18 protein-coding genes are annotated in these 15,627 nt (G+C 38.9%); 10 read left to right on the top strand and 8 right to left on the bottom strand.

Annotated features, from left to right (window positions below; all coding sequences use genetic code 11):
• Positions 1-87: 87 nt before the first annotated feature.
• Positions 88-225: a hypothetical protein gene (locus tag CKY02_RS24965; protein WP_167405345.1), complete on the bottom strand. Its 138-nt coding sequence runs from the start codon at positions 223-225 to the stop codon at positions 88-90.
• Between CKY02_RS24965 and CKY02_RS19800 the strand changes: the two genes are divergently transcribed.
• On the top strand, positions 219-947 hold the full coding sequence (locus tag CKY02_RS19800; RefSeq protein ID WP_112896618.1) for a hypothetical protein: 729 nt from the start codon (positions 219-221) through the stop codon (positions 945-947). The two genes, CKY02_RS24965 and CKY02_RS19800, sit on opposite strands and share 7 nt — an antisense overlap.
• Positions 948-1,194: 247 nt before the next feature.
• Positions 1,195-1,986, top strand: a complete 792-nt coding sequence (attM, locus tag CKY02_RS19795; protein ID WP_193493179.1) for an AttM family quorum-quenching N-acyl homoserine lactonase — start codon at positions 1,195-1,197, stop codon at positions 1,984-1,986.
• Between the two features lie 102 nt (positions 1,987-2,088).
• Here attM and CKY02_RS19790 read toward each other — a convergent pair whose 3' ends face one another.
• Positions 2,089-2,295: a hypothetical protein gene (locus CKY02_RS19790; protein ID WP_193493177.1), complete on the bottom strand. Its 207-nt coding sequence runs from the start codon at positions 2,293-2,295 to the stop codon at positions 2,089-2,091.
• Between the two features lie 47 nt (positions 2,296-2,342).
• Positions 2,343-2,555: a hypothetical protein gene (locus CKY02_RS25225; RefSeq protein WP_112896617.1), complete on the bottom strand. Its 213-nt coding sequence runs from the start codon at positions 2,553-2,555 to the stop codon at positions 2,343-2,345.
• Positions 2,556-3,078: 523 nt separating this feature from the next.
• Here CKY02_RS25225 and CKY02_RS24955 point away from each other — a divergent pair.
• Positions 3,079-3,231, top strand: a complete 153-nt coding sequence (locus tag CKY02_RS24955; RefSeq protein WP_162119928.1) for a hypothetical protein — start codon at positions 3,079-3,081, stop codon at positions 3,229-3,231.
• 31 nt (positions 3,232-3,262) lie between these two features.
• Entirely contained in the window at positions 3,263-4,492 is a 1,230-nt protein-coding gene (locus tag CKY02_RS19775) for a stiblene epoxidase (RefSeq protein ID WP_112896616.1), read from the top strand.
• A gap of 137 nt (positions 4,493-4,629) precedes the next feature.
• Here CKY02_RS19775 and CKY02_RS19770 read toward each other — a convergent pair whose 3' ends face one another.
• Positions 4,630-6,333 (bottom strand): glycoside hydrolase family 18 protein, encoded by a 1,704-nt coding sequence (locus tag CKY02_RS19770; RefSeq protein WP_112896615.1) that lies wholly within the window; start codon positions 6,331-6,333, stop codon positions 4,630-4,632.
• 401 nt (positions 6,334-6,734) lie between these two features.
• Between CKY02_RS19770 and stlA the strand changes: the two genes are divergently transcribed.
• The 4 genes from stlA to CKY02_RS19750 all read left to right on the top strand — a co-directional run bounded on the left by stlA (position 6,735) and on the right by CKY02_RS19750 (position 9,970).
• Positions 6,735-8,333: a phenylalanine ammonia-lyase StlA gene (gene stlA, locus CKY02_RS19765; protein ID WP_112896614.1), complete on the top strand. Its 1,599-nt coding sequence runs from the start codon at positions 6,735-6,737 to the stop codon at positions 8,331-8,333.
• A 99-nt stretch (positions 8,334-8,432) separates the two neighbouring features.
• Positions 8,433-9,182 carry a bifunctional NADP-dependent 3-hydroxy acid dehydrogenase/3-hydroxypropionate dehydrogenase YdfG gene (ydfG, locus tag CKY02_RS19760; RefSeq protein WP_112875964.1) on the top strand — a complete coding sequence of 250 codons (750 nt, stop codon included), beginning with the start codon at positions 8,433-8,435 and terminating at the stop codon, positions 9,180-9,182.
• Between the two features lie 131 nt (positions 9,183-9,313).
• The gene (locus tag CKY02_RS19755; protein WP_112896613.1) at positions 9,314-9,676 is read left to right on the top strand and encodes a DUF1283 family protein; all 363 of its coding nucleotides are present in this window, start codon (positions 9,314-9,316) and stop codon (positions 9,674-9,676) included.
• Positions 9,677-9,697: 21 nt separating this feature from the next.
• Complete coding sequence (locus tag CKY02_RS19750) at positions 9,698-9,970, top strand: DUF1161 domain-containing protein (protein ID WP_162119937.1); 273 nt, start codon at positions 9,698-9,700, stop codon at positions 9,968-9,970.
• Between the two features lie 61 nt (positions 9,971-10,031).
• Here the strand turns inward: CKY02_RS19750 and CKY02_RS26440 are convergent, their stop codons facing one another.
• Positions 10,032-10,154, bottom strand: coding sequence for a hypothetical protein (locus CKY02_RS26440; protein ID WP_274382137.1), 123 nt, complete (start codon positions 10,152-10,154; stop codon positions 10,032-10,034).
• A 262-nt stretch (positions 10,155-10,416) separates the two neighbouring features.
• Between CKY02_RS26440 and CKY02_RS19745 the strand changes: the two genes are divergently transcribed.
• On the top strand, positions 10,417-11,814 hold the full coding sequence (locus CKY02_RS19745) for a metallophosphoesterase (RefSeq protein ID WP_112896612.1): 1,398 nt from the start codon (positions 10,417-10,419) through the stop codon (positions 11,812-11,814).
• 251 nt (positions 11,815-12,065) lie between these two features.
• Here CKY02_RS19745 and bioD read toward each other — a convergent pair whose 3' ends face one another.
• On the bottom strand, positions 12,066-12,758 hold the full coding sequence (bioD, locus tag CKY02_RS19735; protein WP_112896610.1) for a dethiobiotin synthase: 693 nt from the start codon (positions 12,756-12,758) through the stop codon (positions 12,066-12,068).
• 119 nt (positions 12,759-12,877) lie between these two features.
• Here bioD and CKY02_RS24130 point away from each other — a divergent pair, with 119 nt between their 5' ends.
• Positions 12,878-13,072 carry a hypothetical protein gene (locus CKY02_RS24130; RefSeq protein WP_146747479.1) on the top strand — a complete coding sequence of 65 codons (195 nt, stop codon included), beginning with the start codon at positions 12,878-12,880 and terminating at the stop codon, positions 13,070-13,072.
• Here the strand turns inward: CKY02_RS24130 and mlc are convergent.
• Positions 13,058-14,269, bottom strand: coding sequence for a sugar metabolism global transcriptional regulator Mlc (mlc, locus tag CKY02_RS19730; RefSeq protein WP_112896609.1), 1,212 nt, complete (start codon positions 14,267-14,269; stop codon positions 13,058-13,060). The genes CKY02_RS24130 and mlc overlap by 15 nt on opposite strands.
• A gap of 255 nt (positions 14,270-14,524) precedes the next feature.
• Entirely contained in the window at positions 14,525-15,439 is a 915-nt protein-coding gene (locus CKY02_RS19725) for a LysR family transcriptional regulator (protein WP_112896608.1), read from the bottom strand.
• Between the last annotated feature and the right edge of the window lie 188 nt (positions 15,440-15,627).

The following is a 15,627-nucleotide window of genomic DNA, read 5'->3' as shown; positions in this document are numbered from 1 at the left end:
TATCGCCAAATTGGACTAATTCATAAACTACTGCTATAAAAATTAGGACTGTTTGATATAACTTTTTTATTATATACCCTATGGATTTCAAGATGCATCGCGATGGCAAGGGAGTGAATCCCCGGGAGCATAGCAAACTATGTGACCGGGGTGAGCGAGTGCAGCCAACAAAGAGGCAACTTGAAAGATGACGGGTATAAATGGTTGGGGTATAAGATATGACATATGCAATGTTGACATTAAGGCGAGATCTAGAGTCGCTAGATTACAAAAAAAAGGTCAATCCATTCTTATGGGAACAAGATGAGGATGTTGTTCATGAAAATCTTTCCTATCAGTTCCCTAACAACCGAAGACGCAAGAATTATCTTAACGATCTAACCGAGTATTGTTGGTTAGTCTATCGTAAAGCCCTTTCAGCAAATGGGCCGATGCTAATTGGTCGAGTTAGCGATGTTCAGCAGGAAAAATTGCTTAAGCCACTCGGACTTGGCCGAGAAAAAAGAGAGAATTCATGGAACCCAAACGCCCAGGGAAATATATTAATGGTGGATAAATGGACCGATGTGATAAATGATTGTTGGGTACTTGGTGGTATTCATAGACATGCAGATTTTCATTTAATGTCGGCCGAAGCACCGTCTAATTTATGGAATCACGAACAGGGCTACCATATCGTTACCGCAAGAGAGATATTAGGTCTTCTTAATTTTGGGTATGAACGTGAAAAACGTGGGAAGCAAGTGATTTACAAATGTAAAAATCCCTCTTCTGCCGATAGAGCAAGCCTTCTGCCCTATAGGATCTTAATGAAAAAAGCGATGGGACAAGGGCCTTCTTCAATTACAAAGCTTATTTCTGAACAAGTGACCGGCTTTAATGAGGAAATTAGAACATTCGATTATTCCAGCTTAAAGCCCCTTAGAAATAACATTGAAGCACGATGAAATTCATAATCTATAACGTCTTATCACCCTTTTCACGAATGAGTTAAAAGGGTGATTACGGTCTATGGATTATTCTGAATCACTTTTAATCTACATAATTCTAATCCCCCCAAAGATTATCCCCACAGACCTCCTCATACAGAACTTGATGTCGATAAAATCTGCTCAACGCAAAGAGTGACATATGCTAACATCCTCCACGATCCGGCCTTACCTACATGAATAATCCAATCAAAAGGTTAACATTATGTCAGACATTCGCCTGTATATGCTGCAAACCGGAACCATCAAATGTAAGGTTCACTACATCAAGATGAATCAAGGCAACGGTGCCGATTATGAAATTCCAATTCCATTTTTCTTACTCACTCATCCTAACGGTCATACGCTAATTGACGGCGGCAATGCAGCTGAAGCCGCAACTGACCCCAAAGGCTACTGGGGAACTATCACCAAAGCTTACTGGCCGGTGATGCGTGAAGATGAAGGTTGTGTCGCTCAAGTGAAAAAGTTGGGTATTGATCCCGCAGATATCCGCTATGTGGTGCAATCCCATCTTCATCTCGATCATACTGGCGCAATAGGACGTTTCCCTAACGCGACACATATCGTACAGCGACGTGAGTATGAATACGCCTACACACCGGATTGGTTTTCCACTGGCGGTTATATCCGCAAGGATTTTGATCGTCCTGGTTTGAAATGGGAGTTTCTCGATGGGGAACGCAATGACATGTTTGATGTTTACGGAGATGGCACATTAAAAACGGTATTTACTCCGGGACATTCACCAGGACATCAATCACTACTGGTGACCCTGCCGAACAGTGGTAACCTGCTGTTAACGATTGATGCCGCTTATACTCTCGATCACTGGGAAGAACGTGCATTGCCTGGGTTTCTCACCTCTACCACTGAAACCGTACGTTCGGTGCAAAAACTGCGACATCTAGCCAAACGTACGAATGCAATCGTGGTAACGGGGCACGATCCTGATGCCTGGCCAACATTCCGTAAGGCACCGGAATATTACGATTAACTCGAATTCATCAATGCAAAATATAGCCAGAAACTAGAAAGCTGGCGTTTCTGGCTTGGTACTCATTTTACGAAAGTTTAATCTACCGTCCGAGAATAACCGTTATTCCTCCCCTCCCCCTCTTAACCAATCATTGACAAAAGACTGGGCATTTTCAGATTTAAACCCAATTGAAGATATGCCGGTTGGCTTCCATAAGAGCTCGATAACACGCACTTTCTGGTTATAATCAAGGGCATCAAACAGTTGACTTAACTGTTCATCTAAAAGCAAATCTCGATATTGAAGAAAATATTCATCATCGAGCACATATTTTCCCGTTAAATAATCCGGCTTAAATATATACCCAATGGATTTCAAGATGCATCGCGACGGCAAGGGAACGAATCCCCGGGAGCATAGATAACTATGTGACCGGGGTGAGTGAGTGCAGCCAACAAAGAAGCAACTTGAAAGATGACGGGTATAAGCCCTATCACCGTGGCCATATCATAAATAAGATTGTCTCCAATGGCGGAACTAGGATATGGATATCGGTTATACATCGCTTTGACGTCCTGATTACTCATATTTATTTCTCCGAACAAAATGACAAATCAGTAGTAATAGCCCATGATCACGAATAATAGATTACAAATAATAGTATAGAAGTCACCCTCATAAAATTCATGACAACGAGTAATAAAATATTTCATAATTGGGAGAAAAACATATTAAATTCAATTAGAATGGAAATAATTTCATATTAATAAACATCTTAAATAGTTGAAGATCGAAACAAGATGAATATTAATTTATTCACACAAACATCATTTACTGTCATGTTATCTTGAATACGTAAAACAAACACGAAGTTAGGTTAACACATATCACTATAAAGTATTAATTTTATGAAAAAATATAAAATATAAAATATAAACATTAAAAATTCACTTTAACAATTTAAGCGATCAATTTTTAATTAAATATCATTTAATAAACAGACACATAACTTTTTTACCAAATATTTTTAGAAATAAAACCCCAAGCTTTCTTGCTCTATTTCTATGTACAGTATATTTTTATTTTAAATACTATAAAAAAGTCATGGCTGTGATTAGATATAATCACCACGATTTAGCCAGAATCGCTCATATCTATACCCTATGGATTTCAAAATGCATCGCGACGGCAAGGAAGCGAATCCCCGGGAGCATTGGTAACTATGTCACTGAGGTGAATGCAGCCAACAAAGAGGCAACTTGAAAGATAACGGGTATATAACAGGAGAAATATTATGCACGTCGGTATTATTGGGGCGGGGATTGGTGGTACATGTTTAGCACATGGATTACGTAAAAATGGAATCAAAGTGACGGTATATGAACGAAACTCTGCTGCATCATCCATACTTCCCGGTTATGGAATTCATATTAATACATTCGGTAAGCAGGCACTGCAAGAATGCCTCCCGGATGAAAACTGGCTAACCTTTGAGGAGGCATCAAGATATATTGGCGGACAATCACGGTTTTATAATGAACGTCTACGTCTTCTTGCTGTTCAAGGCGGTCTTATGAACGGGCAGATCATTTCCGAGCAGCGCCTGTCAATAAGTAGAACTGAACTTAGAGATATATTAAGCCAAGGGCTTTCAAATACAATTCAATGGAACAAAATATTCGTTCATTATGAACATATTGAAAACGGTGGTATTAAAATTTTCTTTGCCGATGGCAGTCACGAAAATGTTGATATCCTTGTCGGTGCAGACGGAAGCAATTCAAAAGTACGTAAGCAGTACCTTCCTTCTATCGAAAGATTCGATGTTGGTGTTAGTATAATCATTGGTCGTGCGCGTCTTACCCCGGCTCTCACAGCTTTGCTACCCCAAAATTTCCGGGATGGTACACCCAATAGTATCGTACCTAAAAGCCCCGACTGGTTGTTCATTTCCATGTGGCGCGCTCCAGTTAATATCCATGTAGAATCCGCCTTGGCAGAAATAGATAATTTTATAGTATGGGTTTACGTAGCAGCAACAGATAGTCTGCCTGATAACATCACCAATTTTTCCGCTGAAGCCCTCTGCGATCTAGTCCGAGCCCGTATGATTTCATGGGACCCAAACCTACATATTCTGATTAAACAAAGTGATATGGAAAACATATCTCCGCTACATTTACGCAGCATGCCCCATCTTCTACCCTGGAAATCCAGCACCGTCACATTACTTGGGGATGCTATTCACAACATGACGCCAATGACAGGCTCAGGAGCGAATACAGCGCTGCGAGACGCACTTTTGCTCACGCAAAAGCTTACTCATGTGGCGTCAGGTCAAGAAGAATTAATCAAGGCAATTTCAGATTATGAGCAACAAATGCGCGTATATGCTAATGAGATTGTTGGAATTTCATTGCGTAGCGCCCAGAATGCTGTAGAACATTTTTCAATACCACCATTAAAACAACGGCATTTGAGTATAAGAAAAAATACATCTCAAAGTTATCAATACCGACATTAATATTCCGAGTAAATTGTCATACCTGAGCTAATTCCATACCATTACTCTAGATATACTGGTTACAACGATAAGAATGAGATGAAGATAAAAAAGATCCGCCACCAGTATATATCATACTGGTGGCTTGGCTTAATTAATTATGCAATTTTTACCCAAGGATAAGCATCAGATGTTCCTGCACCGTCTGGCTCGGTGCCTCTATTCCACCATTTAGCTTCCCAATTTTGATTGTTCCAACTCACTCTATCGCCGGCCTTATATGCCCTATTCGCATCCCAGACAGGGTAATCACTCCCTGTATCTGGATTAACTGGATCAACCGGCTCAACATTAACACCCTTGAAGTAAAATGGTGTCATATCTATTCTTTCCGTGATTAACTCACAACCAAGCCCTTCCCTAGCCGCATTGACCAATAAACCACGATCTTGATCTGCGGTCCATGTAAATATTCCTCCCAGATTCTTTTCTAGTACATATTGTGCTTTAGATTTAACCGAACGAGGGGTATCAAGAGAAATAAACAACTGACTATCCTTATTATAGAGATAATCCGCGTCTGCTATTTCATCGGTATATAAGTCAAAATTATTTCTTCCCCTCTTTTCTTCCAAATCCAGATAATTATATATCGTGTCGTACCATTCCGTGGTTCCTGATTCAAACGAACCGGTTGTTGTAATCTTCGGTTCTTTTTTCGGGACATAACCAGGATCATAACTGCCAGATAATGGAGAATAACTATCAATAACCGTATTTCTGGCATTGCGTGAATAACCGGTGTAACCAATATTGATGGCAGATGCAGGTACACCAAGACTCAATAAATATTCAACCGCCTTTTCTACACTATTCTCACCACCAAGATAATTACGGAGATTCGTGTGATGTAACAACTTTTCAGCCCACGGAGTACCAAAGAAATCATAGGTCATAACGTTAATACCATATAGTCCAACTTGCAGTAATTCAGGTATTTTTGATTTTTCCATTTTCTCTGGTACCGCCGAACAAGCGATACTTATTTTTATATCTGAACGCCCTGCTTCTTTAAAAGCAGCAGTTAAATCTTTAATTAAACTAACATAATAATCGCCATCGTCTGGCGCATACATGTTACCTTCATTTCCAGCAACGCCCGGATACTCCCAATCAATATCAATTTCAGTAAACATAGGGAAACGTTGGAATATATCAACTAGACTCGAACAGAAATAGGATTTTAGTGTTTCGTCTCTGACCATATTATAAAAGCCATTACTCATGGTCCAACCACCAACACTAAATGACATAATAAGATCGTGGCCTTGAGCTTTTGCTGCTTGTTGAACTTTAGCCAACCCACCTAATACGCCCATACTTTTAGATTGATCAAAATCCCTTGGCATTTGGATATCTTGCCAACCAGAATAAGTACAATTCTGATAAGATTGGCAATCTCCCCAAGCATCTGTGAATGTCACTTCTCCATTATTGGAGCGGGCAAATAATGGCGCTTGCTCTTTAATTTGCTGCTTTTTTTCGCCCTCATCACCTAATATTCCACAGAAACCAATAACTAATTTATCATAAGCAAAAGGATTATCTAAAAGGTGCTGTAAATCTATTCCTCTACCTCGACGAATAGGATCTTGATTTCCTTGTAATCTACCGTCATATTGCGACCAATCTGTATAATAACCAAAAACTTTAGGTTTATTTCGTGTATCATATTTATTATAGACTGGTAATGCGGTTCTTCCCGATGTGTAACTAAAATTTATTGTTTCAGTTGATGGATTGAAATTATCTATCTGATAAGACTGTTCACTAAGCGAATCTGTCTGGATTATTTTTGACATAAATCACCTCGACTAGATATCAGTTTATTTTTCGATGAACACTCCAATTGCTTTACTTATGTGGTAACATAATTACATTCTAGTTTGTATTCTTAGGAAAACAAATAATTGTTATTTGTTTGATTGTTAATGGTAAACTAAAACTTATGTCAACGGAATTTATATTACCGACCATTTATTATCATATAACAAAAACAAATAATTGCAAATTGCAAATATATTAATTGTCATTGTTACAATTACCGCATCAATTAAACTTGTAAATTAATTTTTACGAACCATTTATTTTAATTTTATTTCAAATTGACTATTTTTTATATTTTATATCTATACTAATTTGTATCCTTAGGAGTGTTCGTTTCTTCAAAATATTATTACCATTCTTATATATGGAGATTAAAATGAAAGCTAAAGATGTTCAGCCAACCATTATTATTAATAAAAATGGCCTTATCTCTTTGGAAGATATCTATGACATTGCGATAAAACAAAAAAAAGTAGAAATATCAACGGAGATCACTGAGCTTTTGACGCATAGTCGTGAAAAATTAGAGGAAAAATTAAATTCAGGAGAGGTTATATATGGAATCAATACAGGATTTGGAGGGAATGCCAATTTAGTTGTGCCATTTGAGAAGATCTCAGAGCATCAGCAAAATCTGTTAACTTTTCTTTCTGCTGGCACTGGGGACTATATGTCCAAACCTTGTATTAAAGCGTCACAATTTACTATGTTACTTTCTGTTTGCAAAGGTTGGTCTGCAACCAGACCAATTGTCGCTCAAACAATTGTTGATCATATTAATCATGACATTGTTCCTCTGGTTCCTCGCTATGGCTCAGTGGGTGCAAGCGGTGATTTAATCCCTTTATCTTATATTGCACGCGCATTATGTGGTATCGGCAAAGTTTATTATATGGGCGCAGAAATTGACGCTGCTGAAGCAATTAAACGCGCAGGATTGACACCATTATCGTTAAAAGCAAAAGAAGGTCTTGCTCTGATTAACGGCACACGGGTAATGTCCGGTATCAGTGCAATTACCGTCATTAAACTGGAAAAACTATTTAAAGCCTCAATCTCTGCGATTGCCCTTGCTGTTGAAGCATTACTTGCATCTCATGAACATTATGATGCCCGAATTCAACAAGTAAAAAATCATCCTGGTCAAAAAGCGGTGGCAAGTGCATTGCGTGATTTATTGGCAGGTTCAACTCAAGTTAATTTATTATCCGGGGTTAAAGAACAAGCCAATAAAGCTTGTCGTCATCAAGAAGTTACCCAACTAAATGATACCTTACAGGAAGTTTATTCAATTCGTTGTGCACCACAAATATTAGGTATAGTGCCAGAATCTTTAGCTACCGCTCGGGAAATATTGGAACGGGAAGTTATCTCAGCTAATGATAATCCATTGATAGATCCAGAAAATGGCGATGTTCTACACGGTGGGAATTTTATGGGGCAATATGTCGCCCGAACAATGGATGCATTAAAACTGGATATTGCTTTAATTGCCAATCATCTTCACGCCATTGTGGCCCTTATGATGGATAACCGTTTCTCTCGTGGATTACCCAATTCACTTAGTCCGACACCCGGCATGTATCAAGGTTTTAAAGGCGTCCAACTTTCTCAAACCGCTTTAGTTGCTGCAATTCGCCATGATTGTTCTGCATCAGGTATTCATACCCTCGCCACAGAACAATACAATCAAGATATTGTCAGTTTAGGACTCCATGCTGCTCAAGATGTTTTAGAGATGGAGCAGAAATTACGTAATATTGTTTCAATGACAATTCTGGTAGTTTGTCAGGCCATTCATCTTCGCGGCAATATTAGTGAAATTGCGCCTGAAACCGCTAAATTTTACCATGCAGTACGCGAAATCAGTCCTCCTTTGATCACTGATCGTGCATTGGACGAAGATATAATCCGCATTGCGGATGCAATTATTAATGATCAACTTCCTCTGCCAGAAATCATTCTTGAAGAATAAAAAGAAAATCACTGAAAGTTTTTCAATCATCTCTTGACTAAAAATACAGAACCCCATTTACTGATGACAGAAACAGTACGAGTCAACAAGGGGTTTTGTATGATCGTTTTTGTGACAGGAGCAACTTCAGGTTTTGGTGAATCAATTGCCAGAAAATTCATCCAAAACGGTTCTAAAGTTATTGCGACTGGACGCCGTAAAGAACGGTTAGAAAAATTAAAAGCTGAACTGGGTGATAACTTTTACTTTGTTCAACTTGATGTCACTGATCGGGCCGCTATCAACCAGGTTGTAGAACAATTACCAGAATCACTCCGCCATATCGATATTTTAGTCAATAATGCCGGTTTAGCGCTTGGATTAGAACCCGCTCATCTGGCTAATCTGGATGATTGGGAAATAATGATTGATACCAATGTCAAAGGGCTCGTCAATATGACCCGTGCTCTACTGCCTGAAATGGTAGAAAGAAATCATGGGCATATTATTAATATCGGTTCTACCGCTGCAAGTTGGCCATATTCCGGTGGAAATGTTTATGGCGCAACTAAAGCCTTCGTCAAACAGTTTAGTTTGGGCTTACGAGCAGATTTGCAGGGAAAAAATATCCGAGTCACTGATATAGAACCCGGTTTAGTGAGTGGAACTGAGTTTTCTTTAGTACGTTTTAAAGGCGACAATGATAAAGTGAATAAAACCTACGATGGCACGCAGGCATTAACCGCCGAAGATGTCACTGAAGCTGTTTTTTGGGTCGCTAATTTACCTGCTCATGTCAACATTAATACATTAGAAATGATGCCAGTTTGCCAGTCATTTGCCGGGCTTAGTGTACACAGAAATGAATAATGACACTCTTCTTGATAATTTGTTGAACATCTTAATGCTATCTTATAATTTATCTATCTGATAGTTTCTTATTGTGCTATCTAAATTGGCCCCATTCACTCTACTCTCAAGAGGATTCAAGAGGATAAAAGATGAATATTTATAATTCTTTGATATTAAAAGCAATGCCAGCTATCGCTCTGGCAATACCATTGTTATGGCAAACGCCGGCATTGGCGGCAACTTGTACCGCCGGAAGTACCTGCGTCACAGTAAATGGCAGCGGAGATTCTGTGCTCGATAAAGAAGCCGCCCGCCAAAGTAAAGAACAATGGGATGAAACAAAGAATCTTCGCACTAAAGTTAATAAACGTGCTGAGAAAGAGTTCGACAAGTTCGATAAAGCCATTGATGCTCGTGATGCATGTATGAAAAGTACCAATATCAATGCTTATTGGGAACCCAATACCGAACGTTGTTTAGACAGCAATACAGGTATGCCCATCAGACCGTAATATAAGGTGATGACAATGAAGATGAAGAAAGCGCTTTTATTTAGCGCATTGATCTTTACCCTATCCCCATTTGCTCTTGCCGCACAAGCTTCATGCGAAAGCGTGAAAGAGCAAATTGCGCAGAAAATTATCAATAATGGTGTGCCGGAATCTGGCTTTACATTGGAAATTGTTGCTAATGACCACATTGAACAAGCCGGTGGTAAAATCGTTGGGCATTGTGAAAATAATGCCAAAAAGATTGTGTATACCCGGCAAGGAAGCCAATCTCAAGCTCATCTGACCTCCAAATAAACCCACATTATCTTTCTGAAGGAAGATACACAAAGTTCAGAGAAAATATTACGCCAATATTTTACCGTTGATGAATGATGAGATGAATAGAGGTCGAGGCTATACGCCTTCGGCCCCTTTTCACGTTATACCCGTTATCTTTCAAGTTACCTCTTTGTTGGCTGCGCTCGCTCACCCCGGTCACATCGTTACCTGTGTTCCCGGGGATTCGCTCCTTTGCCGTCGCGATGCATCTTGAAATCCATTGGGTATATCTTATGTGAACAACACACGAATAATGCCCCTTGACAAGCTGACCTGAATGATAGCCTTAATATAGTTTCCTATATAAACCATTAGCTTTTTTAAAACTGACAATTTAAATGATTAAATCTAACATTATAACGTTTTGGAATATAAATATTTTCTGAATATCATCATATTGAAAATTTAAAATAGGAAACGTTATGGGTGATCTTATCACTAAGAAAATTCGCTTTGTCGTGGTGTTTTTTATAGCATTAGCCATATCAGGATGTAGCGCTGTCCCAGGAAATCAAACAGAAGCCCAGAATTTTAATGGCAACAGCAATGCGCAATATGTAAAAATTTATTTGCATAATAATACATCACATTCATTAGTGGCTGAAAAAACAGACTTACTTTGGGGAAGTTGGATTGAAAGACCGTCGTCATCAATATCCGCATATAGTCACGATTCATTTGCCTCAAAAGGTAAGATTTTTAGTGGCACCGAGGGCGAAATTATTTATCGTTTACCCAATGGTGAAGATAAGCTAAATGTTCACTGGAACCTTTCATATTGGGGTGTTCAGAACCACAATATCCATCTCTCCGAGGCATCAACTAATTATAAACTTGAGAAAACAGTTAAAAGCTCATCTTCTTTAGGCATACAGATTGATATTTATCTCACTGAAAAAAACATAGACAGCAATTATAAAATTGCCGTGATGTCAGATCCTCAGCCGTGGCGTTTAGATCCTGAACAAGGCGATCCTAATGCCGACAAAAAACCGTGGGAAGAATTAAATAGAAAAGTAGCAAACAGTATCAATAATATTTATGAACGCAATCATCTTGCTTTTGGCATCGTTAATGGTGATCTTACTGAATTTGGACGCGCTAGCACCAGAAGAAGCCTTGAGGAGATATATACATCAAAAATCAAATTCCCGCTATTTATGGGATTAGGAAATCATGATTATGCAAATAATGTTAATGATTGTACTTACCCCGAAGGCTTTGATTTCAGTCGTAATGCCTGCGCCAGATCCGCTGTATTTGATATGGCAGAGAGAATAAGTGGTTATAGTAAAAAATTGAATAATTTCTCCTATGACTATGACAATAAAGCATGGAAAGGCAGTTTATCTTATTCATGGGATTTCGGTGATATTCATTATGTTCAATTGCAAAACTATCCTACCTATAGTGTCAATTTGGACCACTATATCAGCCCAACCGTTTATATTACAAAATCCCTTGATTGGTTGGAAAGCGATCTCAAATCTGCTCAAACAAGAGGAAAAGCAGTAGTTTTAAACTTTCACGATGGGTATGACCATTTTATTGATAATAGCAGTTATGCTGAAAAAGAGAGATTTAGATCATTGATTGAACAGTACAATGTTATGGCTGCTTTTGTTGGGCATTCACATTTTCTTGACGAATACACCTCCTATATCTTTGGAAACGCAAGAGTCTATGACAGTGGCGCACTATTTAAAGGTGATTTCTTTATCATTAATGTTAACAAAAAATGCATGGAAATATCTGCATATAATGGAATAGACGGTATTCCAAGGTTTGTTAAAAAAATGACGACTGTTTGTGGTAAATAGAGATCAAGCCTATTTATACCCTATGGATTTCAAGATGCATCGCGACGGCAAAGGAGCGAATCCCCGGGAGCATAGATAACTATGAGACCGGGGTGAGTGAGTGCAGCCAACAAAGAGGCAACTTGAAAGATGACGGGTATATATCGTACTAAGATTTTAGATTGATAATAAACCTCACTTGCGAAAAAGTGAGGTTTGCTTATTAATCGACTACAGATCGCAATCACGATATTTATTTATGTGTATTGGTTCTATATACCAAATCCACTCTCATTTCCCCCAACGTGTTTTAAGATAGTGGAAATCTCTAGGTAGCAGGATAGATCTTTTTCTTCTGGACGTAAAATATAAGGAATTTCACCTAACTGTGGCGCATTAATGTGACGGCGTAACCTATCCATCACTTTCGTATAGTGCGATAAACCAGGATTAATTCTGTTAGCTACCCATCCTACTAATTGCAATCCATCATTTATTATTGCCTGCGCGGTTAAAATTGAGTGATTTACACAACCAGGCTGAATACCAACAACTAAAATGACAGGGATTTTTTCCCGAATCACCCAATCAAAATAAAAAGTTTCATCATCCAGTAATACACGCCAGCCACCGTTACCTTCAATAATAACGCGATCTGCTTTATTACTAAGATTATTTAATCCTTTTTTCATCTGTTCGAAATCAACCTGATTACCTTCATAATACCTGTTTTTCCAGATAACTGGGTTAATTTCTTCATATTTAAGCGGAACAGGAGAAGATTTTTGTAGAATCACACCATCTCGATTACGCATACCTTCTTCTGTTTCATACCCTTCCGTGGCTATAGGTTTATACCCTACTGCCGTTGCTCCATCACGATTAAAAGCTTGTAATAATGCACGGGTAACAATTGTTTTACCTATGTTGGTATCTGTCCCCGTAACAAATAGGCGCGTTAACATAAATTCTGTTTTCCATAATGACAGATAGAACCCGGTTAATGAGCGCTTAAGTCTAGAGGATGCGACTATAAGGGAGATTGCGTTAGCTCAATGTTTTGTTTAATTGCTACGCCAATTTAGTGAAAAAATTTATATATACTCTATGGATTTCAAGATGGATCGCGACGGCAAGGGAGCGAATCCTCGGGAGCATAGATAACGATGTGACCGGGGTGAGTGAGTGCCGCCAACAAAGAGGCAACTTGAAAGATGACGGGTATAAAGTTAATATTACAACCAGAGAACTTCTATCAAGTATATTATCCTTTCATTAAACTGATCAATAATGAACCATCATATAAAGCTTTTTTAACTGATGCTACCGTGGATAATGTACCTGAATTATTGAATTTTGTTGCAACCAATTCAATCTGTTTACTATAGGCAGGCAAAGCGTGTTGTTGAATACATTCACTAATCACCGGATACAAAACTTGTTGTGAAGCATTAAGAGGAGAACCCATCAAAATTTTTTCTGGGTTAAATAAATTGACCATCATTGCGATAATATGCCCAATTTTTACTCCGATATCACGAATAATATCTACTGCCAGAGTATCACCGTTATTAACCGCCTGACAGAATGACTCAACGGTCAGTGGTTCACCATTTAGTAAAGAATCGGGTACCACTGCCAACTGCCGTTTTGCTCTGGATAAAATATGGCTGATACCTACAACCGTTTCCAGACACCCAACATTCCCACAATAACAGCGTTCACCATCAGGTTCAGCCTGAATATGCCCTACTTCCATGACACCACGGTTGCCAGCATGCAATGTTTGCCCCGCAATAATCACGCCAACACCAACATGTTCATCAATGACCATTTGGATAACATTCTGACAATTTTTTGCTGTGCCATATAGTGATTCAGCTATCGTCCAGGCAGTTATTTCATGTTGAAGAAATACCGGTAATCCGGTGCGACGATGCAGATATTCTCCTATTGGTAATTCCTGAACCTGGTAATAAGGGAAATTGTGGATTAAACCTTGGGTCGGATCAACAATCGCATTTACCGTCATGCTAATTGCCGTCAGACGCTCAAGACGAGATTGATAGCGACCAAAAAATGCATCAATCTCATCAATAATGCTATCTAAAAAAGATTTTTCCTTGTTGGCCGGTAATGGTAAAACATCTTCAACAATTAACTTGCTACTTAAATCACGCAGTCCCAATATTAAACTTCCCAAGTTAATACTGACACATAGGAAATGCCAACTTTCAGAATCAAGTTTCAGTCCAGTCGCCGGGCGCCCTCTAAATCCTAAATCCAAAAATTCCGTTTCCATGACTAAATGTGCATCGACCAATTCACGGACAATCTTAGTAATACTGGCTGGAGCAAGTTGAGCTTTTTTGGATAGCTCAATACGGGAAATTGGACCATATTGATCAATTAACCGATAAACAGTACCAATATTAATCTGTTTTATCTGATCAATATGCCCTGGTTGTCCATCCATTATTTACCCTTTTACGCTCTATACCCGTCATCTTTCAAGTTGCCTCTTTGTTGGCGGCACTCACTCACCCCGGTCACATCGTTATCTATGCTCCCGGGGATTCGCTCCCTTGCCGCCGCGATCCATCTTGAAATCCATAGGGTATAATTAATTCACGTTTCAAAATAATTGTTGGCTGATTATGTCGAGTTTTTAGGCAAAAAGTATGATTCTTTCAATAAATATGTGATATTCAGCACGAAATTTAGCTTATTTCTACTTATTTTTTCCATTCAAAATATTAGATATAAGTAGGTTTATCAGCCTGTCTGCGGCGGCCGATATTGGCCGGTTTTTGTGATTTACCAACCAGACCTCAGAATAAGAGTGGTTATCAGCTAATGGAATATACTGGACACCATCCACTTTCATTCGGGTAAAAGATTCAGTCACAACACTGACACCTAATCCAGCAGAAACCAGCCCAAGAATAGTCATCGCTTCGCCTGCTTCCTGTGAAATCATCGGCGTCACGCCTGCTTGAGCAAGTAATGTGATGATTTCATCATACAAAGCAGTCCCCACTTCGCGCTCAAAAAACACCATCGGATAGCCCGACAACATTTCGAGATTTATTCCCCGTGGAGCATATTCCAACAAAGGATGTCCATCATAAACAGCAAGCATAAAAGGTTCCCGAAATAATAGCCGATACTCAAGGTTATCGGGTAATTGGGTATTACGCATGATACCAACGTCGATCCGTCCCGTCAGTAATGGCGCAATCTGCTGTTTAGTATTCATCTGATGCATATGAATAGCGACTTCCGGGTAACGTTCCCGAAATTGCCGTAAACTCAGAGTGACCTTATTCATAAAAGGTATCGTAGAGGTGAAACCGATAGATATTTCGCCTAATTCCCCTTTTTGCATTCTTGCTGCTTTTGTTGCAGCAGCATCAACCTGAGCCAGGATCAGATAAGCTTCTTTCAGAAACATGTTACCTGCCGGCGTCAAGCTCACATTCCGATTATTACGTTCTAACAACCGCGCATTTATACTATTTTCAAGTGATTGAATCTGTTGGCTTAATGGCGGCTGTGAAATATTAAGCCGTTCTGCCGCACGACCAAAATGTAATTCCTCTGCCACTGCAATAAAGTAGCGTAAATGCCGTAACTCGATAGCCATAATTACCTTTGAGATCTAATACATATTATTATTAATGATTAATATATTAGACAAAATATTTCCTGATTATCACTTAAATTCAGCTCCCATAGGCGTATACTTAAAATAAGTCTGTGTGGAGGTAAATGAAAATGGCTAAAAATCAGATTCAATTCCAAAAAGGCATTTCTATTCATGAGTTTATTTCA

Source organism: Photorhabdus bodei, from assembly GCF_003287735.1.
Classification (GTDB): Bacteria; Pseudomonadota; Gammaproteobacteria; order Enterobacterales; family Enterobacteriaceae; genus Photorhabdus; species Photorhabdus kayaii.
Note: the sequence above shows the minus strand (reverse complement) of the source record. Positions and strands in the feature narration are given on the sequence as shown.